The organism is Methylobacterium sp. J-118, from assembly GCF_057836565.1.
The window spans coordinates 5,197,723-5,223,838 of the sequence record NZ_JBYQFA010000001.1 but is presented as its reverse complement, the minus strand read 5'-3'; the positions used below and the strand labels follow the sequence as shown (position 1 = coordinate 5,223,838).

Here is a 26,116-nt window from a genome sequence, read left to right as displayed (position 1 = left end):
CGGGACTTCGGGGAACCCACCAAGGAAAGCAGCCATGAACTCACTGGTTCAGGGCGCCGCAGGAGATCTGCGCGCCCCAACGGGGAAGCTTTTGCATCGTCGTCTCGACGCTCAGCACACTCTCAGCGTCAGCAACACCACGTTCCACCGGCTGGTCGAGCAGGGGAAGCTGAAGGTCGTCCATATCGGACGGGCGAGCTACGTCACGGACGAGAGCCTGCGCGCCTACGTGGCGTCTTTGGTGCAGGAGGCCGCGTAGCAAGATGGTCTTGAAAACAGTTGAGGGACGGAGCGCCGGCCAGCGCTCACGTCCCTCGGAATGTTTATCTCGCCAGATTGACCATTCTGAAATAGCACCCACCCCATTCCGCGTCCATAGGCTCACTAGCCGTTTCGGCTTGCCGCCCGCCACCGCGGCAGTGCTTGCCGAACTCGCGTTCCCGGCCGTCGATAGCTGGAGGGCAACGCGATGACGCTCTCCGGAACGATACCCTGCGCGCCGCTCGCGTTCGATGCGGTCGCGGAGCGGGCTGGCTTAGCCGCTCGGTACGTAGAAGCCGCCGCCTACCTCGCTTCTGCGCAAGACGGACCCGGCATGGCTCACGCCCTCGGGTGCGCCGGCCGGGCGCTCCTAGCTGCCAGTGAGGCAGCGGCCACGATCCGCCCGTCGAGACGGGAGGTGTCGTGATGATGGACCTTCGCTCCGCAGCGCGTGCGCTTGGAGGCGAGGTGGTCGGCCGGGGCATCGTCTGCCCCGGTCCCGGCCACACCCGCCAAGACCGCAGCTTGTCCATCCTGTTCGACGCCTCGGCTCCGGGCGGGTTCACCCTGCACTCTCATGCCGGTGACGACTTTGGTGCCTGCCGGGACTACGTGCGCGATCGGCTCGGCATGGGTGCCCAAGTTGGGCAGCCTTTCGAAGCGCCGATCAAGAGTGACAATGTACACCTTGAACCGGGCTCGGATCGCACGGCACTAGCCCTGCGGATCTGGCGTGAAAGCCGGCAGCCCACCGAATCGCCGGTCGCCCGCTACCTCGCGCGTCGCGGCCTCGAAACTTTGTACAATGTACAAGATTGCCTCCGCTTCCATCCGACCTGTCCATTCGCGGGGACTCGGACGCCGGCCATGGTCGCGCTGGTCCGGAACGTCGTCACCAACCAACCGCAGGCGGTGCACCGCACGGCCCTGAACCATGAAGGTGAGAAGGTCGAGGTTGCCGGCAAGGACCGCCTCGCCCTCGGCAGCATTCGCGGCGGCGCCGTAAAACTCACGGCTGACGAAGAGGTCACGACCTGCCTGGGAATCGGCGAGGGGATCGAGACCACGCTCTCGCTCCGGCGCCTGCCCGAGTTCGGCGCCTCGCCTGTGTGGTCCGTCCTGAACGCGGGCGGGATCACCAGCTTCCCGGTTCTGCCCGGCATCGAATGTCTCTGGATCGCGGTCGATGACGATCCGGCCGGCCGAGGCGCCTCCGAGTTGTGCGCCGACCGCTGGCGCCGTGCCGGCCGCGAGGTTTTCCTCGTGCGCTCCACCATCGCGGGCGCCGATCTCAACGACATCCCGGAGGTGCGGCATGCCTGAGCCGGCCTATACCATCGAGCATCTGCGCCCGGCTGCCGGGGGTCGTCCGCCGCCCCTCATCCGTGCCACGCCCTACGTCTATCGCGACCCGGCGACGATCCCGGTGAGGCAGTGGGTGTACGGCAAGCATCTGATCCGCAAGTTCCTGAGCACGACGGTCGCGCCCGGTGCCGTCGGCAAGTCCAGCCTCTTGCTGGTCGAGGCCATCTCCATGGTCACCGGAAGGCCCCTGCTCGGCGTACCCGTGCCGAAGTGCCTGCGGGTCTGGTACTGGAACGGCGAGGATCCGCTCGAAGAGATCGAGCGCCGCGTGGCCGCGATCTGCATGCACTACGATATTGATCCGCATGAGCTTGAGGGGCGGCTGTTCCTCGACTCCGGCCGCACCAGCAGCATCGTCCTGGCGACCCGCACCAAGGACGGCGTGAAACTCGCCGAGCCGCTGATCGAGGAGTTGATCAATCAGATTGGTGCGCACCTGATCGACGTGCTGGTGATCGACCCGTTCGTGTCCTCGCACCGCATTTCCGAGAACTCGAACGACGAAATCGACCTCGTGGCCAAGGCTTGGAATCGGGTGGCGGACGGCGGAGACGCCGCGATCGAGTTGGTGCACCACGTCCGCAAGGGCATGGGACCGGCGGGCGAGTACACCGTCGAGGATGGTCGTGGCGCCATCGCCCTACTTGCTGCCGCGCGCAGCGCCCGGGTTCTCAACCCCATGACGAAGGATGAGGCCGAGCGTGCGGGCTTGGACACGCACCGCGGATACTTCCGGGTGGACAACGGCAAGAGCAACCTCGCGCCGCCGCCTGACCGCTCCGAGTGGTTTCACCTCACGCCCGTATCCCTCGGCAACGGCCCGGCAGGCTTGGTGGACGACAGCGACGACGTCGCCGTCGTCGAGCCATGGGAATGGCCGGACGCCTTCGCGGGCATCGAGGTGCGGGATCTAACAGCAGTGCAGGCCGAGGTTATGGCCGGCGGCCCGTGGCGGCAGAGCCCGCAGTCGCCGCAGTGGATCGGCCGACCCATCGCCAAGGCGCTGCGCTTGGATCCAGCCAGCAAAGCCGATCGCCAACGCATCGGGCGGCTGCTCAAGACTTGGACCGCCAACGGCATGTTCGTGACGGTGGAGGGCTTGGATCACAACCGGCAGACACGAACATTTGTCGAGGTCGGTACTCTGGCGTGCACCACCTTGGATAATGCCTGAAAATGGGCCGGATCTGCACCACCACCACTGCTCGACCCTATAAGGGGGTGGTGCAGGTGGTGCAGTGTCGCAAAGATCCCCAAGGGCATCACTGCACCACTTTGCACCGCTACACTCGTCCTAGGTGGTGCACGCCAGGAGAGCGCGACGGCGGTTAGCCAGCCGATAGACGCGGGAAAGCCAAGCTGTGGCCGCTAGGATGACGGTTACCGGCTAGACGGGCAGGACGGCGATCAGATCGCTCAAGCCGCTGTGGGATCGGTTCGGAAATAGGCCTGGCAGATGCGCTCACGTCCAGGCGCCACCGTCGATAAAATCTGACGCAGGCACCGCGACCCCTCGAAAACCCGTGTCGGCGGATATGCCTTCCGCCAACGAGGCCGAAAAACACAGCAGCGGCAGCGCGTTGGATTTTGGCCCGGGCCGCTACCCACATCGCGCCCCACAATCACGGGTGTTTCTAACCCAATCTGGCGCCGGCCTTACTGCTTCGGCTTCTGGCTCGGCGGGGCCGACTGATCGGTCTGCGGCTCCATCTTGGACGAGTCCGCCTTCGTGGGCGTGTTGTTCTCGGCCTTCTTGTCGTCGCAGCCGGCTACGCCGACAGCGAGTAGGGCGATGAGTGCGAGGGGCTTCACGGCCTTCATGGCGATCTCCAGCCTGTCTGGTGACGGGCGCAGTGAACGCAGGGCGGATAGGGACCGTTCCGGCAACGGAACTGGTAGGTCTCAAGCACCCGACAGGCACACGTTGGCCAGCGTTGTGAGGGGTTCCGGTGCTCGTCCCACCTGAGCAGCGATCCATCTCGCCGGAATGAGAATCGCCGCAGCGGTGTTGCTAACCCACCATCTGCCCGCGGTCTTCGTGATCGTCTCCGGCCTGCTGGTCCATCGCCGATCTCCGTCGCCGACAGGTCAAGTGATCGCAGCCGGGTCGAGCCGCACCCATCCACAGGAGATCGTCGTGGTTAACGATCCGTTGTCGGGCGACGGGCCCTGCCGAGCCCCCTTCACCAAAGCTCAACCATTCTAAGCAGTAGTCGGCTATCGTTCGGCCGAGCGCTGAGGTGAGATCGTGTTCGACTTCACGCTTGGGGCTCACTCGCCCGACGACATCGCCCACATCATCCAGGTCTCACTGGCACCAGCCTTCATCCTCGCGGGCCTGGCGCAGATGCTCAATGTGTTCTCGGCCCGTCTCGCGCGGATCGCCGACAAGGTGAACGCAACAGCGAGGGACCTCAATGAGGCGGGTGCCGCGGAAGCTCACCACCTCTCGCATCAGCTCTCATACCTTCGGCGGCGATCCTTCGTGCTCGATGCAGCCGTGGTGTTCGTCTGTCTCGGCGCTGGATTGATCCTCAGCTCGATCCTGACTCTGTTCGTCGGCGCATTGCGCGATGCGGCTGCGGCCTCTGTACTGTTCGCCTGCTTCGGGGCCGGCTTGCTCTTCACCATCTGCGGGCTCGGAGCCTTCCTGACCGAGATCCTGATGGCGGGTCGGGGCATCCGCGTCGAGGTCGATCGGCAGCAGGATCAAGCCTTGGTCGCAGAGCGCGGCTAAAGCACACGCAACTGCTATCCCGAATTAGCCCTGCCGGTTCGGCATCCACCGGGACATAAACCGAGGTGACCGGACGACATTGGTGACGTCGTGCATCGGCGCCCCAGCGTCCGGTAACAGCGAGGCGATTAGCTGAAGCAGCTCGTCCCTTTCCTGCCCCTGGAACAGCACCAAGAAAGAGACGAGGTCGAGTTCAACCGGCAGTTCATTCTCGCCGTGACGATAGAGCACGTAAGTCCGCCCCGTCTTCAGATCTCGTGTCAGTAACCAGCGCTTGTCATCCGGTTCCGTGTGGAACTCCCTCGCCGTCTGTGGCGCACTCTCAATCATGGCCTCCTCGAGGCATACCGTGAAAGCTGGTCGGTGGTGTCACATGCAGCATCGAGTGTCGCCACAACATAGGGTGACAACAGGGAGCTGTGGAGAAGACAGGATGAGGTTCGCGGGCTGAGGATCTGAAGGGGCTTGAGACTCTTGTTCGAGTAGCCCGACACACAAACCCCGCCGCCCGAAAATTCCTCCCGGCCCGCCGAGGGCCGATCCTCAGTGCATCGACGTCGGCTAAACCTGAGTTCCCGCCATTCTTCGCTTGCGTATCATTTTCATACAACCGTATGATGTTGATACACGACGCAGGAGAATACAAGATGCCGGCCGCTTCCCGCCAGATTATCGCTTACCTGCGGGTCTCGACCGGAGCCCAAGGGCGCAGTGGCTTGGGGCTGGAAGCGCAGAGCACGGCCGTCCAGAGCTTCGCGGCGGCCCATGGCTATGAGATCGCGGCCGAGTACGTGGAGGTGGAGACCGGCAAGAGTGCCGACGCGCTCGACCGTCGCCCGCAGCTCGCTGCAGCCCTGACCGCCGCGCGCAAAGCCAAGTGCGCGGTCGCTGTGGCGAAGCTCGACCGTCTTTCCCGGGACGTGGCGTTCATCGCCGGACTAATGGCGCAGCGGGTGCCGTTCATCGTCGCCGAGCTGGGCGAGGACGTGGATCCGTTCGTCCTGCACATGTACGCCGCGCTCGCCGAAAAGGAGCGGGCGATGATCTCGGCACGGACCAAGGCGGCGCTGGCCAGCAAGGTCGGCAAGGGCATCCTCGGCAACAAGACGAACCTGGCCGAGGCCAGCGCCAAGGGAACGGCCATCCAGCGTGCCGAGGCCGACGCCTTCGCCAAGAATGTGCTGCCGGTGATCGCCAGCCTGCAGGCAGCGGGTATCACGTCCCTGCGGGGCATCGCAGCCGAGTTACAGGCCCGTGGCGTTCGGACGGCCCGTGGCGGTTCTTGGACGGCCGCTCAGGCCTCCCGGGTCTTGGCACGCCTTGTTGCGTAACTGCATTTATCGCAATGCTCATTGCTTACACCGCCGCCATGCGGCACGGTGATTGCAATCCGGCTGTCCGTGACTGCATTGCAGGAGCCATTAATAAATGTCCGGTGAATTCATTTCATTCTGGAAACTGGTCTTGGCCGCCGAACAAGAGCTTCAGTCGGCGGACGATCTGATTAAGCTGGAAGACTTGGCGCATGCGCTCATTCGGCGGCAGCCAGGCAGCGCCATCGCTGATCGGCTCTTGGAACAGGCCGCATACCTCAGGGCGACGGGCTCACAGGTGCGCATCGTAGCTGGCCCGAAGGTGCTGAAGGTGGCGAGGCGGACGGCGGCATAACCGGCTTCATCACCGCATGCCTTTCGCCTTGCATCAGCTGGCCGCTGGCGCGGATCAGTTGAGTTCCGGCTTCCTTCCTACCGCAGCCTCGACCTCAGCCTGCGCCGCGGCTTCCAGCTGGCTATCGCTCACCGCCGCTCCTGCTCGGTTGACTATGCGAACCTTCCAGCCTTGTCGGATCAGGAGATCGCGTCGCTCCACGGCCACCCACGTTGAGGCACAGGGCAGTTGCTTGGTCTCACGGCCGCGCACTGCGTGGATAATGTAGGCGTGGTTCACGTCCGCCTCCCGATGAGCGCCGCGCCATGCAAGCGGGAGACCTCAGCAACGATTTGGCGGCGGCAGTTGGAGCACAACGCAGGCGCAAAGGCTGCTGGCGCGGATTGACGCTTAGTCTGACGGTCAGGGTTCGTTGGCCCTCGCCGCCGCATTGACGTCGAGCTGAGATAGAACTTCCAGCCGTGCTTTAGGTGTCGACGCACCATTCAGGTCGAAAACTTCCACGCTCCAACCTTGCTGCTCGAAGAGTTTGCGTCTCTCCAGAGCGACCCATGCTGACGCACAAGGCACCGTCAGGCTCTCGCCACAGCGTGCCGTACGGATTGTGTAGGTGTGTGTCACGTCCCCCCCCGGTGCGGTGCGTCGACGATGCAAGCTGCGGACCCAACCATCGTAAACGACCGTGACACTGTATAGCATGTGCTATATTATTGGCGTGATATCGCTGGTTCAGGTCGGGAAAAGTCATGAAAGGGCTCGGACGCAGCACGGTCACGAACGGCAACCGCCTCGGCGTCGGTCTCGACGGACGCACGGTCTGGGGGCGGCGAATGAAGGATCTCATTGAGTTGCACATCGCCGACCTCGGCGGCGCGTCCGAGATCTCTGAAGGCGGAGCGGTCCCTGATCCGTCGTGCGGCCACGATCGCCACTGAACTGGAGCGGATGGAGGCACAGTTCGCGGGAGCCGGTGAGGCGGACCCGAATGCCCTCGACCTCTACGGGCGGCAGTCCGGCAATCTGAAGCGCATCCTTGAAGGAATCGGCCTGAAGCGCTGTCCGCGTGACGTGACACCGGATCTCATCACACACATCGAGGGTCGTGCGGCATGAGAGACCTGAACGCACGCCTGCAGAAGCTGGAGAGCGCCATCCGCCCGCCGCAGCACCGGACGGTGCGCCACTTCGCGATCAAGGGCCCGAAAGACCTCCCCGAAGGTGCCACGACCGCGCTCCTCCGGGAGTGCGGCCACGACATCAGGGATGAAGACCTGAACATCATACGGATCATGGTTGCGCCCGGGCGAGACCTGCCGCTGAAGGACATCACAGCGGATTGCTACCGATGATGCCGATCCCTGTTTTTTTCCTGTTCTTACAGGACACCCGAGAGGCCCGAGGCTGAGCCATGCCGAGCGAGGAAACCCAGTTCGGCGCCGGCCGGAGCGGCAACCCTGGTGGCCGACCGAAGGGCGCTCGCAACCGCACGACCCAAGCTATCGAGGCGATCCTAGACGGCGAGGCCGAGGCTCTAACCCGCAAGGCGATTGAGATGGCCTTGGACGGCGACGGCCCGGCCATGCGGCTCTGCCTCGACCGGCTGTGCCCGCCCCGGAAGGATCGGACCATCAGCTTCACCCTGCCGGAGATTGAGACCGCTGCCGACCTGACCAAGGCGACGCGGGCGCTGATGCAGGGGGTGGCGGACGGTGAGATCACGCCGGCCGAGGCAGCCGAGCTGAGCAAGCTGGTTGAGGCGCACGTGAAGGCCGTCGAGGTCCGGGACGTCGCGACCCGGCTTGCCGCACTGGAGCAAGCCGCGGAGCAGACATCGGCAGGAGGCAGGCGGCAATGGCGGGCTTGATCGATCGGATAGCGCGGCTGGAGGCGGCGGCTGTTCCGCCCTCGACCGGCAAGCATCTCACGTTCCAGGTTGAGGCCTCGCAGGGGACCCCGACCGGCGACATCGTCGCCTTCTTGCGGAAGCGTGGCCACGCCATCCACGAGGGTGACGACGTGTTCGTCATGAACGTCGGCGCCTACGGGATGACTGAGGGCGATGCGCCGCGGGACCTGTCGCCCGCCCTTCTGACGGACGAAGAGCGCGCGGCGGCCCCGCCGGCTGGACGGTGGCCGAAGGGCTGCGAGTGGTTCACCTTCAAGCTCGACAGCCCGGGACTGCACGCATGAGCCTGCGCCTCGCTGAGCGGGTCGCCCGCCTTGAGCAGCGGCAGGCCACGGCGCGGAGCGATAGCTACGCCATGCCGCCCGGTCTCTATGAGCACCTGCTGCGAGACGCGGTCCAGCACTTCAGCGACTATCCGCGGGACGAGGCCGACACCCTGAGCAACGGGCTCGCCCGTCTCCTGGGCTACGGCGACCGCGCGGAGGCGGATGCCGCTACAGCAATGGACCCGGAGACCATCCGTGAGCAGATGGCGGCCCTCTGGCCGCGCTTGGTCGAGCTATATGCACCGTCGGGATCGTGCGAGGAAAGGGCCTACGACAACCCGCTGTTCAAGACCTGGGCTGGCATCCTCGGCGGGGTGCCTCCGTTCAAGAACTACCAGCACAAGACGGCGGATGCCTTCTACGGCCCGAACGGGCTGATCCGGTTCGACTACTCGTCCGCCTGTGTGCGGGCCGCGTTCGCGTTCTACGGGACCAAGGTCGAAAAAGTGGGGGCGGACCGCGATGAACTCCAGCAATCTCGCTAGGCGCCTCGCCCGGCTTGAGGCGACCCGCCCCACGGTGCCCGTCCGGCTGACGCCTGAGGAACGGAAGGAAGCTGCGCAGCGGTATGAGGCCACGCTGCACCGAGGAAGATCCGACTTCGCCGGAAGCCGCGGCATACTTCGCGACCGCGACCCTGCCTCAGCTCGCCGAGGATTACGCCGCCATGTGCCGGGTCGCCACCGCCCCGTGGGAATGAGGTCGAGACCGTGCCGAGCCTATCCCTCCTGCGACGCATCGAGGCCTTGGAAGAGCGGTTCGTCTCGGGCGGTGCGCCGTCGCCGATGCACCCCGTGGCCCGGATCCTCAATGTCCTGGTCGCCTACCATCTCGGCCGGGCCGGCCCGAGCGACAGCATCGCAGAGGGGATGGCTCGCGGGCTCGGCTATGGCAGCCCGCAGGATTTCAGATCCGCGCTCATGGGTCGCTCAGATGCGTCGACTGCAGGCGATCTGGATGCCCGGTGGCACGATGCCATGGTGCGTTTGTTCGCCTTGAAAGGGGCGGCGCCGGACTGCGATGGGCCGGTGTTCGGGATGGTGGTCGAGGCGCTGTTTTCCGAGATGCCTGAGCGGCTTCAGCGTCACCCGCTCCTCGTCGGGGCAGTCTGACCCCGCCACGCCTCAGATCAAGTGTTCCACGTCCTCAACGACCCGCGGCCATTCGTAGTGCAGCCCGTGCCGCTGGGCGACGTGGTAGTTTATGACCTCCCGATGCCACTTCGGCAGATAGCCTTTCTGGCGCAACGGCTGCGGGTAGATCCCGCAGCGTACCTTGGCCCAGAAAGCCTGCACGCTCGGCTCCTCAACGTAGGCTGCGACCGTCTCGGCGCGCATCTCCACCGGCCATATCCCGAACGAGTAGATGGGCGGCTTACCCATGCCGCGCTTTCTAGGTCGCCGTCATCGTCCCGGACCCATCGTCGGTGTCGACCGCCTCGACCCGCGGGCCTGGTATGCCCATGGGGGTCAGCCTATCCAAGAACTGGTTACAGGCCGCGGAGAGGACGGCGCTGTCATCGGTGGGCATGACGCCCAGCAATTCGCGCATCACCCCGCCTATGGCCATGTCGCGGCCGGCACCGATAAACCAACCGACCCCGTCCCGTTCGCGCTCGAAGGCCGAGACGACGTTATCGGCGATCAGCGTGGCGAACCGCTCAAGGTCGGGGCTCGGCATCATCTCAGAGGTGCCTACAAGAAGAGAACTTCCTCAAGAGCGTATTGCGTTTTGCCGCGCGACGATAGATCGTTATGTCTTACTCAAAATCAGGTACATCGTGAGCGAGAACGTCGAAACCATTGAGGTCCAGGCCGTCAATTTTATTGAGCTGACGGCTGACATCGTATCGGCCTACGTGTCCAAGAACTCGGTACGGCCTGCCGACATGGCGGAGCTGATCGCCAGTACGCACACTGCACTCACGGGGCTTGGCAATGCCGGCGCATCTACTGCTCCTGCCACTGAGAAGCTCACAGCCGCCCAGATCCGCAAGTCGATCACGCCGGACGCGCTGATCAGCTTCCTCGATGGCAAGCCGTACAAGACCTTGAAACGGCACGTCACCGGCAACGGCATGACAATCGAGCAGTACCGCGAGCGCTTTGGATTGCCGCGGGACTACCCCTCGACGGCCGCCAGCTACTCGGCGCAGCGCTCGGCGCTCGCTCACAGTTTCGGGCTGGGCCAGAGGCGCAGGGAGGCAGCTCCGAAGGTTGCTGAGCCTGCTGAGACCGTCTCCGATAAGCCGAAGCGGGCTGGACGGGCACGGAAGACCAACGACGTCGCAGAGGCGCAGGGTACACGCGAGTAGCATTCTGCCGAACCTTCGCCGCACAACGCAGCGAGGGGGATGCCTATGCAATGGAGCTCAGGCAGCATGGCGATGAGACGTTCGATCTCGGCCGCAGCAGTCCTCGCGACTCTCACCACCGTCGCGTTCGCGCAGAATGCGCCAGTCCCTGCGGAGAAGCCGAATGCCGGTTCACCTCAGGGGGGGCGACGACAAGATGACGGACGCCGACCCCGAGCTGCTTGCGCGCTGTAAGCGCGAAGCTGCGCAGAAGAAGCTCAAGGGCTGGGAGCGAGCGACGTTCATGAACACGTGCGTCGAGCCGGGGGATTGAGCATTTGGGGGCCGAGCTTCTGCGCTTCCCTGCTGGCGCGCACGACGACCGTGTCGATAGACTTGGCCTCAATCCTGAAGCGAAGCAGTATTATGGCACCACTGCGCTGTGCCAGACGCGATCGATTTGCGATCTCTCCTTTATCGCATCGAAAGTTGCGGTTTAAAGTCTTGATCAATTGAAAGTTGCAATACTTGACCTTGGATGGGGTGAAATCAGGGATACCTTCCATTACTCAGATTAGAATTAATCAATATGTACTATCGTCACAAGCAAGTGGGGGAGAGTGAAATATTTTTCTATTTGGCCATAGTTTGATATGCTCTTCTGTTGCGGCATATGATTTGCTAAGATGAAGGGGCTCAGAGGGATCGCTTAAAATGCGCATCATCGGCCGCGCTCATAGGAAGCTGGACAACTTTGCCCGATCTGCTTTGCATGGAGCAATGTCAACGCCGGTAGCAAGGCGGCGCATCGAACGTCACTATGATTTTATACGCGCTGCGCAGAGATTTGACATAGATTTGCTTGATCATTGCGATCAGTTAGCTGTTCAGGCTCTGCGTGATACAGGCATATATCAGACTCATTTAAACGATCTAAATCTTCCCAAAACCAGGGAAATGTTAAGCGCAGCCGATGTAGTGCGTCAAGACATTGAAGCGCGCCTTACCAATGGCGCGTCAGGTGCTTTTGATCCATATTTGATTCAAGCAAACAAACCAGAATTAGAAAAACGCCCCGAGATATATTTTTTCGGACTTGGGGAAAGGATCCTCAAAATCGTCGAATGCTACTTAGATCTGCCTGTTGCTTTTGGTGGGTTCAACTTTTTTTATACGTTGGCAGATGGGCGAGAACGAGGTGCTAGAGTATGGCATCTCGACGGCGAAGATGAAAGTATTGTCAAAGTTGCTGTTTACTTAAATGAGGTCGATGCAGATGGCGGTCCGTTTGAAATGATACGTGAAAGGATTTATAACGGCAGCAACCTATACACGCGCCCTGCGAGGCACGAGAAACTAGAACGTATTGCCGGCAGAAGCCTGTCCTCGGAGGATATTGTAACGTGCGTCGGCCCGAGCGGGAGCGTCATATTCTGTGACACAGCGCGCTACTATCATCGTGGCAAGCCTGCGACGGGGAATAACAGGGCAGCAATCTTCTTCAACTATTATCCCCGCCCGCCTCGGCGCCCATACTTCTGCGGAAAGCCTATCGTTGACTTATCAGATTATAGAATGCTTCGCTCATCATTAACTGATTATCAAACGCGATGCGCGCTCTGGCGCGATGATCTTCCCTTAGTCGCGAGGTATGTTTTACCAAAGTAAGGCCACAGATTTACCACTCCAAGGCTTCGGTAGTTCTAGAGCCTTGCCTTCAGGCCACGGCTGTGAGGGTTGGCGTTGCCGGATGAGTCCAAGGTAGCAGGTCATCGAGATGGCGCTAAAGATGGCCGTCGACGATGTGGGCGATGTCGCAACGTTGCACCTTCGCCCCAGATGGTGCTCACGTTGTGAGCTCGGCATTCGAAGCCTCGGCGGCACCTATGCGACCCTCCCTCGCACTCTTCACCGCTGTAGCTGCCCTTGCCTGCCTTCCTACGGTGGGGCACGCACAAAGCACGTCAGAGCCGACTAGAAAGCCGGCCTCGGGCGCATCCGCTGCCGGCGAGGAAGCGGCATCAGCCGTTGACCCGGCGGTACTCGATCGCTGTCGGCAGCGGGCGGGTAACCAGAAGCTAAGAGAGGGTCCAGAGCGGAAGGCCTTCTTAGGGACTTGCGTCACGCCAGAGGATTGAAGCGCGGCGGCGTTTAGCAAGTCCTGTCTCTTACAGGAACCCGCTTCCCGAGTGCCCCTTGAACGCGTTCGCCCGCTGGATGTAGCCGATCACGGTCCGCGGGTACCAGTGGCTCAGACAATCATCTTTCCCTTATGGCCGCGACCTGGTCCAGGCTTTCGGTGATGCTCTACTCGTTGTTTTTCACCGACCAGCACCGGTGTCTCACCTTCGCTCAGCACCGACATGACCACCGCGCGAAAATCGTTGCATAGCCGCGGCTCCATGGCCTCACAGGCACGCGGACAGATCCTACGCCAGGCCTCCCGATCGACGCGCGCGGAGCGGTGTTGGTTAGACACGACGACGCTGAACGATAACCCGCAGTGCGGACAACAAACGGGCACGAAGCGCATGACAAACCCCGGGGGCATGGAGAAACGCTCCTCGGGCGATGCTCGTCCAGCGGATTGTATTCAAAATGCGATGGGCGCGGCATCGAGCAATCTGCTTGCGAACGCATCAGCCAACTCGATGCCGACGAACTGCTCAGCGTCCGCGTTTGTCTGCCGAACACCCTCAGCACTCACCGCGGGCACGTCGCCGCCACCGCGCGCTACACAGTAGCCGTCGCTCCGGCGCGAACGCCGAACGGCACAGGGCCGAACAACGTCATCACGGGATCCGGCCTATATCCATAGCGATCCCTCCGATCGGATTGGGTGGGCTGTAACCCCCACGTGGATCTCTCCGCCTCAGCATAATGAAAATCGTTCAACTTGATGTGATCGACTGTGCGTCGTCGACTGAATGCACTCGTGCGACCTGAACTTGAGACCAATTGATACACATGCCACAAAATAGACATCGATAGTTCAGCTCCCGCTCATCGACAGCGGCGCAGCTTAGTCATCGCCCGGTCGGCAAGTTGCCGACGGACAGCGATGGAGGAACTGTCATGATGCACGCGAAGGTGCTCGCGATGGCCGCGGTCCTGACCGGTGGCCTTGCTACGATCGCTGAGGCTGCCCCCTTATCACCGGCACCCCTCGCAGGTAATGCCACTGTCCAAACGGTTGCTTTCGGATGCGGCCCCGGCTTCCATCCTAATCCGTGGGGCATCTGTCGTCCGAACTGGGGCTGGGGGCCGCGCCGGGTCTATGGCCCAGGCTGGGGCTACTATCGGCCTCGCCCGTACTATCGCCCCTACGGCTTCTACGGCCCGCGCCGGTTCTAGTGAACCCCGCTGCCTGAATGGACGGCGCTGAACCCCTCATCGGAACGTGTCCGGCGCCGTCCTCTCTCAGAACTGGCCCTTTACCCGCGTGTGATGCCGTCCTGGCCTCACCATTAAACCACTGGGCTCCTGATGGCATTGTGCCAGCCGACGATGAACTCGTGACACCATTGCCATGACGCTCATCGTCCGCTTGTTGCTGATCGCTTTATCCGCTGGTCTTGCCGTGCACGCGGCTCGCTCAACCTCGCCGTCCAGCCCTCCGAAGGTGTCCCTGCATCACAAAACATGGACGGACCCCCATGCCGGTCACGCGTAGAACATTCATCCTATCGGCTATCGCCTCTGCCGCTGCGGGGCATGCCCATGCCGGGCCGGGCGGCCGGACGATCGTGCCTCTGTGGGCTGGTGGTCCGCCGGGTGGTGGCGGTCCGTCCAGGCCGGCAGTAGTCGACGCCAAAGGCGCAATCAGCAACATCGCTGTGCCAAGCTTGGAGGTCTTTGTTCCCGCTAAGCCGAACGGCGCGGCCATGCTCGTAGCCGGGGGTGGGGGCTACAAGCGCATCGAAATTAAGCGGGAAGCACGCCCGGCCGCCCGCTGGCTCGCAGCGCACGGCATCACTGCCTTCGTGCTCGCCTATCGTCTGCCGCGTGAGGACTGGGACACCGGTCCGCTGGCGCCCCTGCAAGATGCTCAGCGCGCAATTCGCGTCATCCGCGCGGGAGCACGAAGCTACGGGGTGGATCCTGATCGGGTCGGGGTACTCGGTTTCTCGGCCGGCGGCCACCTCATGGGTCTCGCTGCCACGCGCTCGGCCTTCGGATCGTACACGCCCATCGATGCCACAGACGGTCTCTCGGCCCGCCCCGCGGAAGCCGCGCTGATCTACCCGGTGATCACCTTGGAGCCGCCCTACGACCACACCTCGACGCGGGTCCAACTTGTTGGGCGTCACCCCGATCCGGCGGCAAGCGCGGAATGGTCGGTCGAGCAGCACGTGCGATCACACTGCCCGCCTGTGTTTCTCGCACAGGCGGAAGATGACCCGATTTCCGACGTGATGAACAGCCGGATCATGGCCCGGGCATGCGAGCGGGCCAGCGTCCCTGTGGATCTGCATGTCGTAGCCGATGGCGGACACGGCTTCGCGATGGGGCGACCCGGCACAGCGAGCGCGGCATGGCCGGGCTGGTACAGTGCATGGTTGCGGGCCAACGGTGCCTTGACGTGACGCCCAGTGCCGGACGATCGATCGTGACATTTTAAGCTCTACGGACATCTGGTCCGGCGGGTCGGCGAGGACTCGCGATGACAAACATGTCATCCGACGGCGTCAAACGCGACGATAGAGACCGAACCAACGTCGAATGCGAAACAAAAATTACATGAGCTGCGTCATCCCGCACCACTGCACCTCAACGTGAGTTGCCTCGCTCGGTACGCGATCTAATAGAAGTGCTTGGCCCGAGATATCTCTCCTTGAGTGCGTTGAAGCCGATGCCGCCTGCCGTCTCGAAACTCACGCCGGCGCAGATCCAAAGATCGATCAGCCCCGATGCGCTGATGAGCTTCGAGGATGGACGGTCCTACAAGTCATTCAAGCGGCACCTCGCTAAACTGGGCCTTACCCCGCAGGCCTACCGCGAGAAATGGGGGTTGCCCCGAGACTATCCGATGGTTGCACCATCCTATTCGGACCGGCGCTCCCGCTCGGCGAAAAGCTGCAAGCTCGGCCGCAAACCGGGCGATCCGTCCCCTGCGCTCAACCCTGACACAATCGAAAACGGGCGATAACGCTCCATCGCACCGTGCTTCACCTGCGGTTGCAGGACCTCGGCGCGACGATACTATACGGAACTATCTAATAGTTGCAGACTATTTCGAAGGTCGCCTCTCGCGCATCGAAGTCCGTAATTGCGATATCGACGTGCTGGCCATCCTCCTGACGCAGGATTACCGTTGGTTCGGGCCACATGTTTCTCAGCGCATCGCGCGTCGCGTTTGAGGAAGAGACTGGCGTGATGGTCCCGGACGGGTCTCCAATTTGGAACTGGTACGCGACAGCGACCAGCTTACGGCCGACTGCGATGATCATCCCGCGTCCCGCTGTGCCCCGAGATGTGTGGGGGACCGTGCGTTCCCTGAGAGAACAGGTATGTTCGGCCATCGCAGATCCCGATATCGGCCTGGCACACGTATCGTCGGGACTGTCCGATAAGAAATCACATCGCCGTTAGAGCAGTAGGATTGCCGAATTATCCCGCTCAGTTTTGCCTCTATACCCCATGGTGATCCAAGATTAACGCGCAGTCGATGTGGCGACGAAGCCACAATACGAGTCAAAGCTTTGTTGCAGCTTCAAAATATCGGATAAACACGGTCTCGTGATTTATTTTTAGCCGGAGATCAAGCATCGATCAGATTAGCGCACCCGAGAAAAGCGGGGCGTAGTCTGAGATTTGGTTGGGGGAACACATGCGCGCCTTGCGCGGCAGCTTGATCGCGTCCGTGGCAATGATGCCGGGACTGGCACAGGCGCAGCAAGCCGTGACGCTCGGTGAGATCAGTGTAGTTTCGACATCGCCAGTCGGTGCCGGCGGGGGCAATTCAAGCCGCGTGCAGAACCTCGATAACGCCGCCCAGGCGGCTCCGACGCTACCGGCGCCCGCCGGTGGATTACGCCTTCGGGGCTCAGAACAACCCCTCAACAAGATCCCCAGCACCGTCGAGACCGTGACGGCACAGGAGATCGACATCGACCGTGGTACCGATAACGTCATCGCCACGCTGGCACGGCAGACACCCGGCATCAACCTGTCCGACTCGCAGGGCAACTCGAACCGGGTCGACGTGACCTACCGTGGCTTCACCGCCTCGCCGGTCCAGGGCGTGCCGCAAGGGCTGGCCGTCTACCAGAACGGCGTGCGCATCAACGAGGCCTTCGGCGACATCGTCAATTTCGACCTGATCCCCCCGCAGGCGATCCAGCGCATCGACATCGTCACCGGTAATCCGGTCTTCGGCCTCAACGCGATCGGTGGTGCCGTCAACATCCAGATGAAGAACGGCTTTACTTGGCAGGGTACCGAGATCAGCGCTTGGGGCGGCTCAGACGCACGCACCGCCGGCTACCTCGAATACGGCAAGGTCTCCGGGGATTGGAGCTTGTACTTCACCGGCGACGGCCTGAACGACCGCGGCTGGCGCTACGAGAACCCGAGCACGATCGGTCGCCTCTACGCCGACCTCGGCTACCGCACCCCCGACTCCGAGTTCCACCTGATCGGTATGGCCGCGCGCAGCTTCTTCGGCGCGGCCGCCGCGACCCCGGTGGACTTCAGCCACGTCGATCCGCGTGCGATCTTCACATATCCGCAGACAACCACCACCGAGGTTGGCACGATCCAGCTCACCGGCCGGGTCGACCTCTCGCCGACCTGGGACCTTGCCGGTAACGCCTACTTCCGTCGCTTCAGCCAGAACTACGTCGATGGAAACCAGGGCAATTTCGAGCAATGCAGCAAGCAGTCGAGCTATCGCGGCTTCCTCTGCTTTCAAGATGATGCCTTCAACGTGAACGCACCCGCGAAGGGGACCGCCGCCCGGAATGCATTCGCCAATCAGTTCCTGATCCTCGGCCAGCAGAACCAAAAGATCCCGTTCCTGGCGAACGTCCCTTACGCCACGATCGACACGACCAAGACCCAGGCTACCGGCTATGGTGGCTCCCTCCAGGCCGCCAATCGCGATAAGATCTTCGGCCTCGGCAATACGTTCGTGGTCGGCGGCAGCGTCGACGCGGCCGACTTCTCGTTCAAGTCGTCCAGCCAGCTGGGTGTGTTAAACCCGAACCTCTCGGTCACGGTCGATCCGAACAATCCCTACTATGGCACGATCCCCGGCCTAGGCACGCAAATGGTCCGCACCCTCGGTGCCCTCGGCATCGCGCCGAGTTCGGTCGACGGCTCGAACCTGTATCTCGGCCTCTACGCCACCGACACGCTCGACGTGACCGATCGACTGTCGCTCACCGCAGGAGCCCGGCTCAACTATGCCCGCATTCAGACGCGTGACCTCACCGGTTTCTCTCCGGACGTGACGGGCACGCACGAGTACACGAAGGTCAATCCGCTCGCGGGTCTAACCTATCAGTTCACGCCGGCCCTGAACCTCTACGGCAGTTACTCGGAGTCGAACCGCGCGCCGACGCCGCTGGAGTTATCCTGCTCCAGTCCGAGCCAGCCATGCCTGCTTCCAAACTCGCTTGTGGCCGACCCGCCGCTGAAGCAGGTGACGGGACAGACCTACGAGACCGGCTTCCGAGGCGTCATCCCGGATTTATACGCTGGCGGTCGCCTAACTTATAAGGCCGGCGTCTTCCGCACGGATCTGCAAAATGATTTGATCCAGTTGGCCACCCCCGGGAACGCCGCCCGGGCCTACTATGTCAACGTCCCGGCGACGCAGCGGCAAGGCATCGAAGTCAGCGCCGAGTATGTCACGCCTGACCTACTGATCTACGCCAACTACGCGCTGATCGATGCGACCTTCCAGTTCAAGGGCACATTGTCCTCACCCAACAATCCGCTTGCCAGCACCGGAGCGAGCGGGGGCGCCCTGTCCGGCGATATCGTCCCGAATGGCGGCATCCTCGTTCGCCCCGGCAATAAGATGCCCTTGGTTCCCGATCATCAGATCAAGGCTGGGTTCGAGTACAACATCACACCCGAATGGCGATTTGGCGTGAATGTCCAAGCGTTCTCAGCCTCCTACTACCGCGGCGACGAGTCTAACCTTAACCGCAAGCTTCCAGCGTACTACGTGATGAACCTCACAACGAAGTACCAGCTTACAAAGAACCTTGAGATATTTGGTCTAATTACGAACCTCACAAACAATCGCTACACCACGTTTGGCACCTTCGCGGAGACGGGCGCGGTTGCCGGCAACCTCTCGATCAATGACCCACGAACCACGACACTGGCGCAGCCGCTTTCGATTTATGCGGGCTTCAAGTACGCCTTCGGTGCGGATCCAGTATCCATGTCGCCTGAGCCGATTATGCGGAAGTACTGAAACTCGCACGTTTGTCGGCTTGGTAACTGCATGAAGAGCCGCGGGAAGCGTAGCCCGCGGCTTATTCTTGATCTAATCCCATTTCTTGGTAGATGAGGCCGCCCTAAACATCCTTTACCTGATCCTGAGCGGATCCGAGTGGGGGTGGAAGATAGGCCCAAGTGAGCATGGCATAGCCAAGGCGCAGTTCGCCGTCATCTTTGATAAGCGCTTTACTCAGGCCACGGCAGCCTGATGTTCAACCCGCTGCCACCACATGAAATTCCTGCCAGGCTCAGGCTCGGTGATATTGTACTCAAATTAGAGCGAGGTCGGCCGGATGCCCCCCTGGAAACACCCTGTTCAAGCTGGTTTGATCGAGCCCGTACAGCCGCTGGATCACGCCGCCGAGCAGTGAGCGGTAATCGGTGAGCACTGGGCAATCCCGATTCTGGGAGAGATGTGCCTCGTCCATGCGCACTTGAGGACCCGCGATGCGGCCGCCGCGAACGCTACCACCGAGCACCCAGTAGGCGCTACCGTGGCCGTGATCGGTGCCGCGGTTGCCGTTCTCGCGAAACGTCCGGCCGAACTCGGATAGCACCACCACGACGGTATCGGGCCAGCTCGGACCGATCTCCTCGACGAAGCCCGCAAGCCCGCGGCCGAGTTCACCCATCCGGTCGGCGAGATAACCGGTGCCCGCGCCCTGGTTCACGTGCGTGTCCCAGCCGCCGACATCGACGAAGCCAAGGTTGAACGTCTCGCGCATCAGCCGGCCGATGCGTCGCGCCGACAGCTCGAACCCCTTCGATGAGACCGCCCCGCGGTCGGCCTGATCGGCGCGATCAGAGATCGCATGGTAGACTTGCTCGCGCACGCGAAATCCCTCGGCGACCGCGCCGGCGAGATTGGTCTCCCGGTACATCGCGGCGATCAGCTTCGCCTGGCGGTCGTCGATGCCGGGCTTGCCGACGCCAGCGATGTTGATGTTCGGCACCGCATCGCGGCCGCGAAAGATCAGTGGCATCTGATCGGTGAAGGCGATCGGCCGAACCCGGGTCAACTCGGCGGCAAGCCTTGCCATGAACCCCGAATTGTAGTCGCGCGAGCCGCCGATGGTCTGCCCGAGCTCGATCGTGTCCTGCGTCTCGAAGTGGCTGCGGGTGAGGTCATCGGTGCCGGCGAACGGCACGAAGGCGGCTTGACCCTTGGCGTAGAGCGGCAGGATGGTGTCGCGCAGCGCCGGGTGCAGGCTCCAGTCGACATCGAGTGCCGAGGCTGCCTTGGGATCAGCCGGGTCGGGCCGCGCCACCGCGAGGTTGGGTCGCGCGTGATAGTAGAATTCACTGCCGGTGGGGATCACCACGTTGGCGGCGTCGTAGGCGCCACGCAGGAACACGACGAGCAGGCGTGCATCCGCCCGCGGCGCCGCCCAGACGCGACCCGCGACCGTGGAGAGACCGAGCGCAGCCGAGGCGCGGATCAGATCGCGACGGTTCATCGCATGAACTCCGGCGAGGCGAGATACAGCGTATTCCAGTCCTGTTGCGATACCGCCTGGGCCAGCGTTGCACGCGTTGCCGGGCTCAGCGTCCCGGCGAGGGTCGAGAAGTACAGGGCATTGGCCACGAGCGGGAAGGCGGGCTCGTCCGGCTGGTCAGGCAACGCCGGCTTGAACAGGCCGGCCGGCCCCGAGCCGATCTGTCGTGCGATCTCGAAGCGCGTGGCGAGCTGCCCCGGGCCGCTCCAGGCTGCGGCGTCGACAGGATAGCCGTCTGGCGTCGATCGGTTGAAAGGGCCTTCGCCGAGACGGTTGAGCCAGCCGAGCACCGGCCCAGTATTGCGGATCACCCGCCCATCATAGGCGAGGCGAACGGCCGAGAGCACGTAGCGCACCGGGTCCTTGAACGCTCCCGCCTGCGCCGCCGTGAAGTCAGGGGCATGAACCAGAGCCTCCATCACCGCGGCGATGTCCCCGTTGGTACGGATGAACACCGCGGCGAGCCGCGCCGTGAGGGTGTCGTCTGGCCGTCGCCCGGTGAAGTAAGCGGCGAGCGCGCGTGAGACGTTGGTTGCCGTCGCCGGATCGCGGCTGATGAGATCGAGCGCCTCCTCCACCTCAGGCCAACCACGCCCCCGGATCGTGTGCCCGAGGAAGAGCTTGTCACCATAATCGTGTCGGTTCGGGTTGAACTCGAACAGCCCGTCGCGGATGAAGTCGGCCGCATGGTCCGGGCGCAGCTTCGGGTCCTCGGGCCGCATGTCGATGCCGACACCCGTGAGGATGCGCGCTAGCGCCTCCACGTCGCCCTGCGTGTAGCCGGAGCCCACACCCATCGTGTGCAGCTCCATAATCTCGCGGGCGTAGTTCTCGTTGACGTGACCGGCGGCGTTGTCGGCATTGTCGAGGTAGCGCAGCATCGCCGGATGGCGCAGCGTCGCCATGAGCAGGTCGCGGAAGAGCCCGAGCGTGTGCGGGCGGATCGCCGTGTCGAGGTAATCGCCCACCATCGCCCGCAGGTTGGCCTTGCCCTGATGGACGTTGAAGCGGTTGAACCAGAACCACGTCAGCCGCTCGCGCAGCTGGTTTGTACTGTACAAAGCGCGGAGGACCCAGGCCGCGGTGGCGTCGCGAGCCGCCCCATTCAGGGCACTCTGGTAGGCGCCCTGAGCAGCCTTCTTCACCTCCGGATCGAGCTCGGCGTTGGCGGCTTTGGCCTGTGCATCGAGCGCCAGCACGCGCTCGAACAACCCGGCCTTCGGGGTAAGCGCATCGACCTGCGCCTGTGCGTCCGGTGGCAGGTGCAGGCCTGTCGGCAGGCGCAGCTGCTCCTTCAACCAACGATCGCGCCCCTCGGCGCGCAGGGCCGCGAAGGCCGAGGGCGTGACGCCCCAAGTCAGTGCATCGAGGAAGGTCACATCCTCAGCGGCGGAAGGTGAGGCGGGAGCCCAGGTCGGCGCCGCTACCAGAGGTCGACCCGCGACGAGAAACATCGTCGTGACAGCGGCGATCCGGAGGATGCCAGATGTAGCACACGACATCGTGGGTCCCCGCTGGCCGTCCTGTCAGTCATTCAAGCGTGGCCCTGAGAGCCTGTACCGAACCTGAAGATAACGTCTCGATGGGATGAGCTATCGCTCACGATTTCAAACCAGCTCCCACGCCGCCTCAGTGCGCATCAGCTTGGCCACCAAGGCGTGGTTTAGCTCGTGCCCGGTATGCTCAGCGGTGATGCGGACCTCGACGGGATAACCCGCGAGAGCAAAATCCCCGATGACGTCGAGAATGCGATGTCGGACCGGCTCTTCCGCGAGCTGCATCCCCCCAAGAACTCGACCTCGCACCAGAAGAGCCGCCGAGGTGGGGCTAACACCTTGCAGGAAGGGTTTGCGCGCCACGAAGCCGTAGGCCCGACCGAGCATCGCCCAGCCATAGCGACCAAAGCTGCGTGCCGGCGCGATCTCGGTGCAGAAGCTTTCCGGCGTGATCGGACCCGACCAAGCCAAGCGGCCGAAATGCGCCAGCGCAATGCGGCCCGTGATGTGCAGGCCCTCGCCCGGCTGGATGTGAAGAGAACGCTCACCCTGCTCGACCGTGACAGGCTGAAGTACCCGGATGAACCGGCGGGGGCTGTTCTGCTCGACGCGGCCAGCGTTGCGGATCGCCGTACACCAAGGGGCTGCGCTGCCGTCGAAGATCGGTAGTTCCTCGGCACCGATCTCGATCAACGCGTTATCAATCCGCAATGCGCTCAAACTCGCCATCAGGTGCTCGACCGTGCGGACGAGGATACCCTCTTCGGAGCAGAGCGCCGTGCACAGCGGTTGAGACACGCGATAACGCCACTGGGCCCGCACATCCACAAGCCGCCCGTCTGTGAGCGTCCGTCGGAAGACGATGCCGTAGTTGGCTGGAGCGGGACTGATCCGGGCTGTGGCACGGCGTCCGGTATGCAGGCCACGACCAGAGCAGGCGAAAGCATGCACAAGCGTCGCCTGCCAGCCTCCGGATAGTGGACTGGGCATAAAGGTTGTCGCACGATCATAACAGGTTGGGATGGAGCGGAGCCCAGCGACGCGATCACGCGCTGCCGTAGCATGGCTTATACTCGCTCACACGATCCGGGGTGGCGCGTTGGCGGTAAGGGGGCCGACTGAACGCCAGACGTTGCGGCGCACGCCGAACTGCTCCAGCCGGTCGAGCAGCCACCACTCGATCCGGGTGCGCCAACGGGCCAGCCCGGTGAGGGACCAGACGTCGACCCCGGCCAGCGGCAGGAACGGGTTGTGCCGGTCGTAGGCCCAGACTTCGATGCGCACCGCTGGCCGCAGCGACGGGCCGCGGGCATGGAAGCCCACCGTGTCGCCCACCACCAGCGTGTTGCCCGGGACCGCGAAGACCACCGGGTCGGGATAACCCATCCGCTTCAGCTCCGCGGAGCTCGCCCGGAACGAGCCGCGGCCGCTAAGCCGGTCGAGGCCGCTCGCGGCGTTGATGGCGGTGCGGCGCTCCCAGGCGAGCCGGCGCTTGGTCAGGCGGTGCGAGCCCGGCACGTAGGTGAACGGTCCCTCGTCGGCGGCGACGTCGGTGAGGAACAGCCACGCCTTCATGGTTGGATGGAAGGTGTCGATGTGGAAGTTAGTTTGTGGGTCAGGGGGCGCGTCGGTGACGTGAGACAGGATGGTCTGCACGGTCAGGATCGGCTCGCAGTTGAAGCTCGACACGTAGCGCAGGAGGTTCTTCCACTCGGGCATCGCTAGCAGCTGGCGCATGGCCGGCATCTGCTTGAGCGTCTCCGGATCGAGCGGGATGCGGCGGGTGACGGTGTCGCCCTGCACCTGCTCGCGGCCTTCAGCGGCGACGCCGGTGACCTCGGCGTAGACAGCCCTGTGCAGGTCGGCGGGCATGAAGTCGGCGCGCTTGATGAAGCCGTCGCGGGCGAAGTTGGTTCGGTCGTGCGCACTGACGAGATGCGCGAGCTGGCGGCGGCGCAGGGCCGCCATGGCATGGGCGATGCGCACGCGCAGGGTGTGCAGGCCCGCTCGGTTGAGCCGCTCCGAGCCGAGGATCGGGTTATCGACGAAGGATTTCGCTCCGGTCGCGAGCTGGGTGAGCCACACGGGCGTCATCAATGTGCCGCGAAACATCTGCGCGATCGACATCTGTGCTGGCCTCAGGCTCGCTGCGCCGACGCTTCCATTGCCGGCATCATAGGTACAGCGTTGTAGGAGGGCGAAATCGAGACAGGGATTACGACATAGAGGCCGTCTGAAATTCACGATCGTGTTATAAGCTGGTGGTTCTCCACCTGTGTTGCTGATGGGTGATCAATGCTTTGGAGATCAGGCGCCGAGCCACCAGCCTACAGAACGCCGGTCCCACTGTGCCCCTTGAAGGCGCTCGCCCGCCGGATGTCACCGTCCCCGGATCCCGGTGGCCGGACTGATCCACGATCTTGCCGAGGTCGGTGCCGGACTCTGCCGAAACCGATTTAGCGGCTACCGCCTCTTCGAGATGTCGTGCTTTGGCGAGGCCGACCAGCGTAGCAGCGCGTAGATGCGGCGGGCGGATTGAGGCTCTACCTCCCGCAACTTTTCCGGAATGTCGCGAGGAGAAGGAGCCAGATGACGTCTCGGGCAGGTGGACGAAGCTTATTGACGCGGCGGGTGCCTGAATTATCTCCCCTGAGCCGGATGCAATCCATCGCGTCGCGGCAAGGAGATATCTTATGCGTTTCCTGACCCTCACCGTGCTTGCCGCAGCCGGTTCGGCAATCCTGTCATTCCCAGCCGCCGCGGTGCCAGTCGGTCCGGTCGCTAGCGTCTCGTCGCCGTCCGATATGCTCACTACCGTGCGGGCGAAGCGCCATCGCAAGAAGAGCTCGATGATGTCGAACTCCCAGATGATGAAGCCCGGCGCCAGCGGGGTAAACAACAAGACGCCTGGTGCGCCTGCCGGTAGCGGCGGCGGCAACGGCGCGACGGGCAGTACTGCTGCTCCGAGTGGGAAGTGATGTTCTAGACACAGGCGCGAAACAGGCCTTGCTGTAGCGCACGCCGGTTCGGCCCTAAGAGTCCGTCCGAGAAGTCAGGCTGATCGGGCGAGGCGTCTGACGAGGATCATGACGGCTGCGGCGTAGAGGAAGGCTCGTGCGGAGGCGAGTGTCGCTTCCGGATCCTTCCAGAGGCGTCGGTTGCGGCTGATCCAGGCGAAGAACCTCTCAACGACCCACCGACGTGGATGAACAGCGAAGCCAACCTGATCCGGCGGCTTGCGCACGATCTCCACGGCGATGATCGTCGCGCTCGCTGGCTTGTCGCCGGCATAGCCGGCGTCGGCGAAGGCCTTGGTGATGAACGGGAAGGTCCGGCGCGACAGGCGCAGGACCGGACCGGCTCCGTCCCGGTCCTGCACGTCGGCAGGTTGCGGATCGAGGACGAGCGCACGCCCTTCCGTGTCGACCAGAGCTTGGCGCTTGCGGCCTTTGACCTTCTTGCCAGCGTCGTAGCCGCGCGGCCCGCCGCTCTCCATCGTTTTGACGGTCTGGCTGTCGAGCACGGCTGCAGACGGCGAGGCTTCCCGCCCGACACGCTCGCGATCGGCCATGACGAGGTGATGGTTGATCCGGCCGAACAGCCCTGTGTCGCGCCAGCGGCTGAAGTAGCCGAACGTCGTCGAACGCGGCGGCAGATCCTTGGGGATCATCCGCCAGGAGATCCCACCTCTCAGAACGTAGAAGATGGCGTTCAGGACTTCCCGTGTCGTCCAGAGCGGAGGCCGGCCACAGGACGCTGGCCTCGGCATCAGCGGCGCGATCACAGCCCACTCGGCATCGGTGAGGTCAGTTTCATAGCGAAGGCCCGCGCGGCTATGCTGCCGCCGGGTGGTCGGGGTCCACATGGCGCTTCCAGGTTAGGCTTCAGCACCCTCCTGGAATCATCGCCATCCCGGCCACTCAACCCCGCCTCAGGCCCTTATCGGACGGGCTCTAAGACCACGAGCCCCTTCAGCCCGCCCGGTTCGCCGGCGCGGGCCTTTCGTACCCCGGATCCCCCGCAAGTCACACCAGGCACGGGGCATCTGCACAGCCCGACAGCGCGCATCACCCTCAGATCCAAGTGACACCCCCTCACGCAGAACTAGCCA

31 protein-coding genes and 2 pseudogenes are annotated in these 26,116 nt (G+C 63.3%); 22 read left to right on the top strand and 11 right to left on the bottom strand.

The window, feature by feature from the left end; all coding sequences use genetic code 11:
- Nucleotides 1-34 precede the first annotated feature (34 nt).
- The 3 genes from AC3IF3_RS25595 (at nucleotide 35) to AC3IF3_RS25585 (ending at nucleotide 2,800) form a co-directional block, all read left to right on the top strand.
- Entirely contained in the window at nucleotides 35-259 is a 225-nt protein-coding gene (locus AC3IF3_RS25595; RefSeq protein ID WP_489230786.1) for a DNA-binding protein, read from the top strand.
- Between the two features lie 428 nt (nucleotides 260-687).
- Nucleotides 688-1,584 carry a DUF7146 domain-containing protein gene (locus AC3IF3_RS25590; protein ID WP_489230785.1) on the top strand — a complete coding sequence of 299 codons (897 nt, stop codon included), beginning with the start codon at nucleotides 688-690 and terminating at the stop codon, nucleotides 1,582-1,584.
- Nucleotides 1,577-2,800 carry an AAA family ATPase gene (locus tag AC3IF3_RS25585; RefSeq protein ID WP_489230784.1) on the top strand — a complete coding sequence of 408 codons (1,224 nt, stop codon included), beginning with the start codon at nucleotides 1,577-1,579 and terminating at the stop codon, nucleotides 2,798-2,800. Before AC3IF3_RS25590 ends, AC3IF3_RS25585 begins: the two co-directional genes overlap by 8 nt.
- A 482-nt stretch (nucleotides 2,801-3,282) precedes the next feature.
- Here AC3IF3_RS25585 and AC3IF3_RS25580 read toward each other — a convergent pair whose 3' ends face one another.
- The gene (locus AC3IF3_RS25580) at nucleotides 3,283-3,447 is read right to left on the bottom strand and encodes a hypothetical protein (protein ID WP_489230783.1); all 165 of its coding nucleotides are present in this window, start codon (nucleotides 3,445-3,447) and stop codon (nucleotides 3,283-3,285) included.
- 427 nt (nucleotides 3,448-3,874) lie between these two features.
- On the opposite strand from AC3IF3_RS25580, the gene AC3IF3_RS25575 reads away from it, so the two are divergent.
- Nucleotides 3,875-4,363 carry a DUF2721 domain-containing protein gene (locus tag AC3IF3_RS25575; RefSeq protein ID WP_489230782.1) on the top strand — a complete coding sequence of 163 codons (489 nt, stop codon included), beginning with the start codon at nucleotides 3,875-3,877 and terminating at the stop codon, nucleotides 4,361-4,363.
- 24 nt (nucleotides 4,364-4,387) lie between these two features.
- Here the strand turns inward: AC3IF3_RS25575 and AC3IF3_RS25570 are convergent, their stop codons facing one another.
- On the bottom strand, nucleotides 4,388-4,693 hold the full coding sequence (locus AC3IF3_RS25570; protein ID WP_489230781.1) for a hypothetical protein: 306 nt from the start codon (nucleotides 4,691-4,693) through the stop codon (nucleotides 4,388-4,390).
- 317 nt (nucleotides 4,694-5,010) lie between these two features.
- Between AC3IF3_RS25570 and AC3IF3_RS25565 the strand changes: the two genes are divergently transcribed.
- The gene (locus AC3IF3_RS25565; protein ID WP_489230780.1) at nucleotides 5,011-5,694 is read left to right on the top strand and encodes a recombinase family protein; all 684 of its coding nucleotides are present in this window, start codon (nucleotides 5,011-5,013) and stop codon (nucleotides 5,692-5,694) included.
- Between the two features lie 97 nt (nucleotides 5,695-5,791).
- Nucleotides 5,792-6,031: a hypothetical protein gene (locus AC3IF3_RS25560; protein ID WP_489230779.1), complete on the top strand. Its 240-nt coding sequence runs from the start codon at nucleotides 5,792-5,794 to the stop codon at nucleotides 6,029-6,031.
- A gap of 54 nt (nucleotides 6,032-6,085) precedes the next feature.
- Here AC3IF3_RS25560 and AC3IF3_RS25555 read toward each other — a convergent pair whose 3' ends face one another.
- Entirely contained in the window at nucleotides 6,086-6,310 is a 225-nt protein-coding gene (locus tag AC3IF3_RS25555) for a hypothetical protein (protein ID WP_489230777.1), read from the bottom strand.
- A gap of 467 nt (nucleotides 6,311-6,777) precedes the next feature.
- Here AC3IF3_RS25555 and AC3IF3_RS25550 point away from each other — a divergent pair, with 467 nt between their 5' ends.
- The 7 genes from AC3IF3_RS25550 (at nucleotide 6,778) to AC3IF3_RS25520 (ending at nucleotide 9,375) form a co-directional block, all read left to right on the top strand.
- Nucleotides 6,778-6,966 carry a hypothetical protein gene (locus AC3IF3_RS25550; protein WP_489230776.1) on the top strand — a complete coding sequence of 63 codons (189 nt, stop codon included), beginning with the start codon at nucleotides 6,778-6,780 and terminating at the stop codon, nucleotides 6,964-6,966.
- 10 nt (nucleotides 6,967-6,976) lie between these two features.
- Entirely contained in the window at nucleotides 6,977-7,144 is a 168-nt protein-coding gene (locus AC3IF3_RS25545; protein ID WP_489230775.1) for a hypothetical protein, read from the top strand.
- Complete coding sequence (locus AC3IF3_RS25540; RefSeq protein WP_489230774.1) at nucleotides 7,141-7,380, top strand: hypothetical protein; 240 nt, start codon at nucleotides 7,141-7,143, stop codon at nucleotides 7,378-7,380. Before AC3IF3_RS25545 ends, AC3IF3_RS25540 begins: the two co-directional genes overlap by 4 nt.
- A gap of 59 nt (nucleotides 7,381-7,439) precedes the next feature.
- Nucleotides 7,440-7,895 carry a DUF5681 domain-containing protein gene (locus tag AC3IF3_RS25535; RefSeq protein ID WP_489230773.1) on the top strand — a complete coding sequence of 152 codons (456 nt, stop codon included), beginning with the start codon at nucleotides 7,440-7,442 and terminating at the stop codon, nucleotides 7,893-7,895.
- Nucleotides 7,883-8,221, top strand: coding sequence for a hypothetical protein (locus tag AC3IF3_RS25530; protein WP_489230772.1), 339 nt, complete (start codon nucleotides 7,883-7,885; stop codon nucleotides 8,219-8,221). Before AC3IF3_RS25535 ends, AC3IF3_RS25530 begins: the two co-directional genes overlap by 13 nt.
- Nucleotides 8,218-8,748, top strand: a complete 531-nt coding sequence (locus AC3IF3_RS25525) for a hypothetical protein (RefSeq protein ID WP_489230771.1) — start codon at nucleotides 8,218-8,220, stop codon at nucleotides 8,746-8,748. Before AC3IF3_RS25530 ends, AC3IF3_RS25525 begins: the two co-directional genes overlap by 4 nt.
- A 261-nt stretch (nucleotides 8,749-9,009) precedes the next feature.
- Nucleotides 9,010-9,375 (top strand): hypothetical protein, encoded by a 366-nt coding sequence (locus tag AC3IF3_RS25520; protein WP_489230770.1) that lies wholly within the window; start codon nucleotides 9,010-9,012, stop codon nucleotides 9,373-9,375.
- 12 nt (nucleotides 9,376-9,387) lie between these two features.
- Here AC3IF3_RS25520 and AC3IF3_RS25515 read toward each other — a convergent pair whose 3' ends face one another.
- Together AC3IF3_RS25515 and AC3IF3_RS25510 are read right to left on the bottom strand one after the other, a co-directional pair.
- A complete protein-coding gene (locus AC3IF3_RS25515) occupies nucleotides 9,388-9,645 on the bottom strand; it encodes a hypothetical protein (protein ID WP_489230769.1) in 258 nt (85 codons plus the stop codon).
- Nucleotides 9,646-9,655: 10 nt separating this feature from the next.
- Nucleotides 9,656-9,946, bottom strand: coding sequence for a hypothetical protein (locus AC3IF3_RS25510; RefSeq protein WP_489230768.1), 291 nt, complete (start codon nucleotides 9,944-9,946; stop codon nucleotides 9,656-9,658).
- Nucleotides 9,947-10,043: 97 nt separating this feature from the next.
- On the opposite strand from AC3IF3_RS25510, the gene AC3IF3_RS25505 reads away from it, so the two are divergent.
- From AC3IF3_RS25505 to AC3IF3_RS25480, 6 genes and pseudogenes are all read left to right on the top strand, one after another.
- The gene (locus AC3IF3_RS25505; RefSeq protein ID WP_489230766.1) at nucleotides 10,044-10,577 is read left to right on the top strand and encodes a Ros/MucR family transcriptional regulator; all 534 of its coding nucleotides are present in this window, start codon (nucleotides 10,044-10,046) and stop codon (nucleotides 10,575-10,577) included.
- Between the two features lie 163 nt (nucleotides 10,578-10,740).
- A complete protein-coding gene (locus tag AC3IF3_RS25500; RefSeq protein WP_489230765.1) occupies nucleotides 10,741-10,890 on the top strand; it encodes a PsiF family protein in 150 nt (49 codons plus the stop codon).
- A gap of 380 nt (nucleotides 10,891-11,270) precedes the next feature.
- The gene (locus tag AC3IF3_RS25495) at nucleotides 11,271-12,224 is read left to right on the top strand and encodes a hypothetical protein (RefSeq protein WP_489230764.1); all 954 of its coding nucleotides are present in this window, start codon (nucleotides 11,271-11,273) and stop codon (nucleotides 12,222-12,224) included.
- 1,407 nt (nucleotides 12,225-13,631) lie between these two features.
- A complete protein-coding gene (locus AC3IF3_RS25490; RefSeq protein WP_489230763.1) occupies nucleotides 13,632-13,910 on the top strand; it encodes a GCG_CRPN prefix-to-repeats domain-containing protein in 279 nt (92 codons plus the stop codon).
- 302 nt (nucleotides 13,911-14,212) lie between these two features.
- Complete coding sequence (locus tag AC3IF3_RS25485) at nucleotides 14,213-15,142, top strand: alpha/beta hydrolase (protein WP_489230762.1); 930 nt, start codon at nucleotides 14,213-14,215, stop codon at nucleotides 15,140-15,142.
- Between the two features lie 179 nt (nucleotides 15,143-15,321).
- Nucleotides 15,322-15,705, top strand: a pseudogene (locus AC3IF3_RS25480) (MucR family transcriptional regulator); the annotation flags it as partial.
- A gap of 67 nt (nucleotides 15,706-15,772) precedes the next feature.
- Here AC3IF3_RS25480 and AC3IF3_RS25475 read toward each other — a convergent pair.
- The gene (locus AC3IF3_RS25475; RefSeq protein WP_489230761.1) at nucleotides 15,773-16,006 is read right to left on the bottom strand and encodes a hypothetical protein; all 234 of its coding nucleotides are present in this window, start codon (nucleotides 16,004-16,006) and stop codon (nucleotides 15,773-15,775) included.
- Between the two features lie 380 nt (nucleotides 16,007-16,386).
- Here AC3IF3_RS25475 and AC3IF3_RS25470 point away from each other — a divergent pair, with 380 nt between their 5' ends.
- Together AC3IF3_RS25470 and AC3IF3_RS25465 are read left to right on the top strand one after the other, a co-directional pair.
- Nucleotides 16,387-18,987 carry a TonB-dependent receptor gene (locus tag AC3IF3_RS25470; RefSeq protein WP_489230760.1) on the top strand — a complete coding sequence of 867 codons (2,601 nt, stop codon included), beginning with the start codon at nucleotides 16,387-16,389 and terminating at the stop codon, nucleotides 18,985-18,987.
- A 79-nt stretch (nucleotides 18,988-19,066) separates the two neighbouring features.
- A pseudogene (locus AC3IF3_RS25465) lies at nucleotides 19,067-19,222 on the top strand (IS256 family transposase); the annotation flags it as partial.
- A gap of 60 nt (nucleotides 19,223-19,282) precedes the next feature.
- Here the strand turns inward: AC3IF3_RS25465 and AC3IF3_RS25460 are convergent.
- The 4 genes from AC3IF3_RS25460 to AC3IF3_RS25445 form a co-directional block, all read right to left on the bottom strand.
- Nucleotides 19,283-20,470 carry a DUF1501 domain-containing protein gene (locus AC3IF3_RS25460; protein ID WP_489230758.1) on the bottom strand — a complete coding sequence of 396 codons (1,188 nt, stop codon included), beginning with the start codon at nucleotides 20,468-20,470 and terminating at the stop codon, nucleotides 19,283-19,285.
- A complete protein-coding gene (locus AC3IF3_RS25455) occupies nucleotides 20,467-21,963 on the bottom strand; it encodes a DUF1800 domain-containing protein (protein WP_489230757.1) in 1,497 nt (498 codons plus the stop codon). The genes AC3IF3_RS25460 and AC3IF3_RS25455 overlap by 4 nt, the downstream gene beginning before the upstream one ends.
- Nucleotides 21,964-22,116: 153 nt before the next feature.
- Nucleotides 22,117-22,995: a UDP-3-O-acyl-N-acetylglucosamine deacetylase gene (locus tag AC3IF3_RS25450; RefSeq protein ID WP_489230756.1), complete on the bottom strand. Its 879-nt coding sequence runs from the start codon at nucleotides 22,993-22,995 to the stop codon at nucleotides 22,117-22,119.
- Nucleotides 22,996-23,082: 87 nt separating this feature from the next.
- Complete coding sequence (locus tag AC3IF3_RS25445; protein WP_489230755.1) at nucleotides 23,083-24,117, bottom strand: phytanoyl-CoA dioxygenase family protein; 1,035 nt, start codon at nucleotides 24,115-24,117, stop codon at nucleotides 23,083-23,085.
- Nucleotides 24,118-24,698: 581 nt separating this feature from the next.
- Between AC3IF3_RS25445 and AC3IF3_RS25440 the strand changes: the two genes are divergently transcribed.
- Nucleotides 24,699-24,983 (top strand): hypothetical protein, encoded by a 285-nt coding sequence (locus tag AC3IF3_RS25440; RefSeq protein WP_489230754.1) that lies wholly within the window; start codon nucleotides 24,699-24,701, stop codon nucleotides 24,981-24,983.
- Between the two features lie 74 nt (nucleotides 24,984-25,057).
- Here the strand turns inward: AC3IF3_RS25440 and AC3IF3_RS25435 are convergent, their stop codons facing one another.
- Nucleotides 25,058-25,870, bottom strand: coding sequence for an IS5 family transposase (locus AC3IF3_RS25435; RefSeq protein WP_489229115.1), 813 nt, complete (start codon nucleotides 25,868-25,870; stop codon nucleotides 25,058-25,060).
- Between the last annotated feature and the right edge of the window lie 246 nt (nucleotides 25,871-26,116).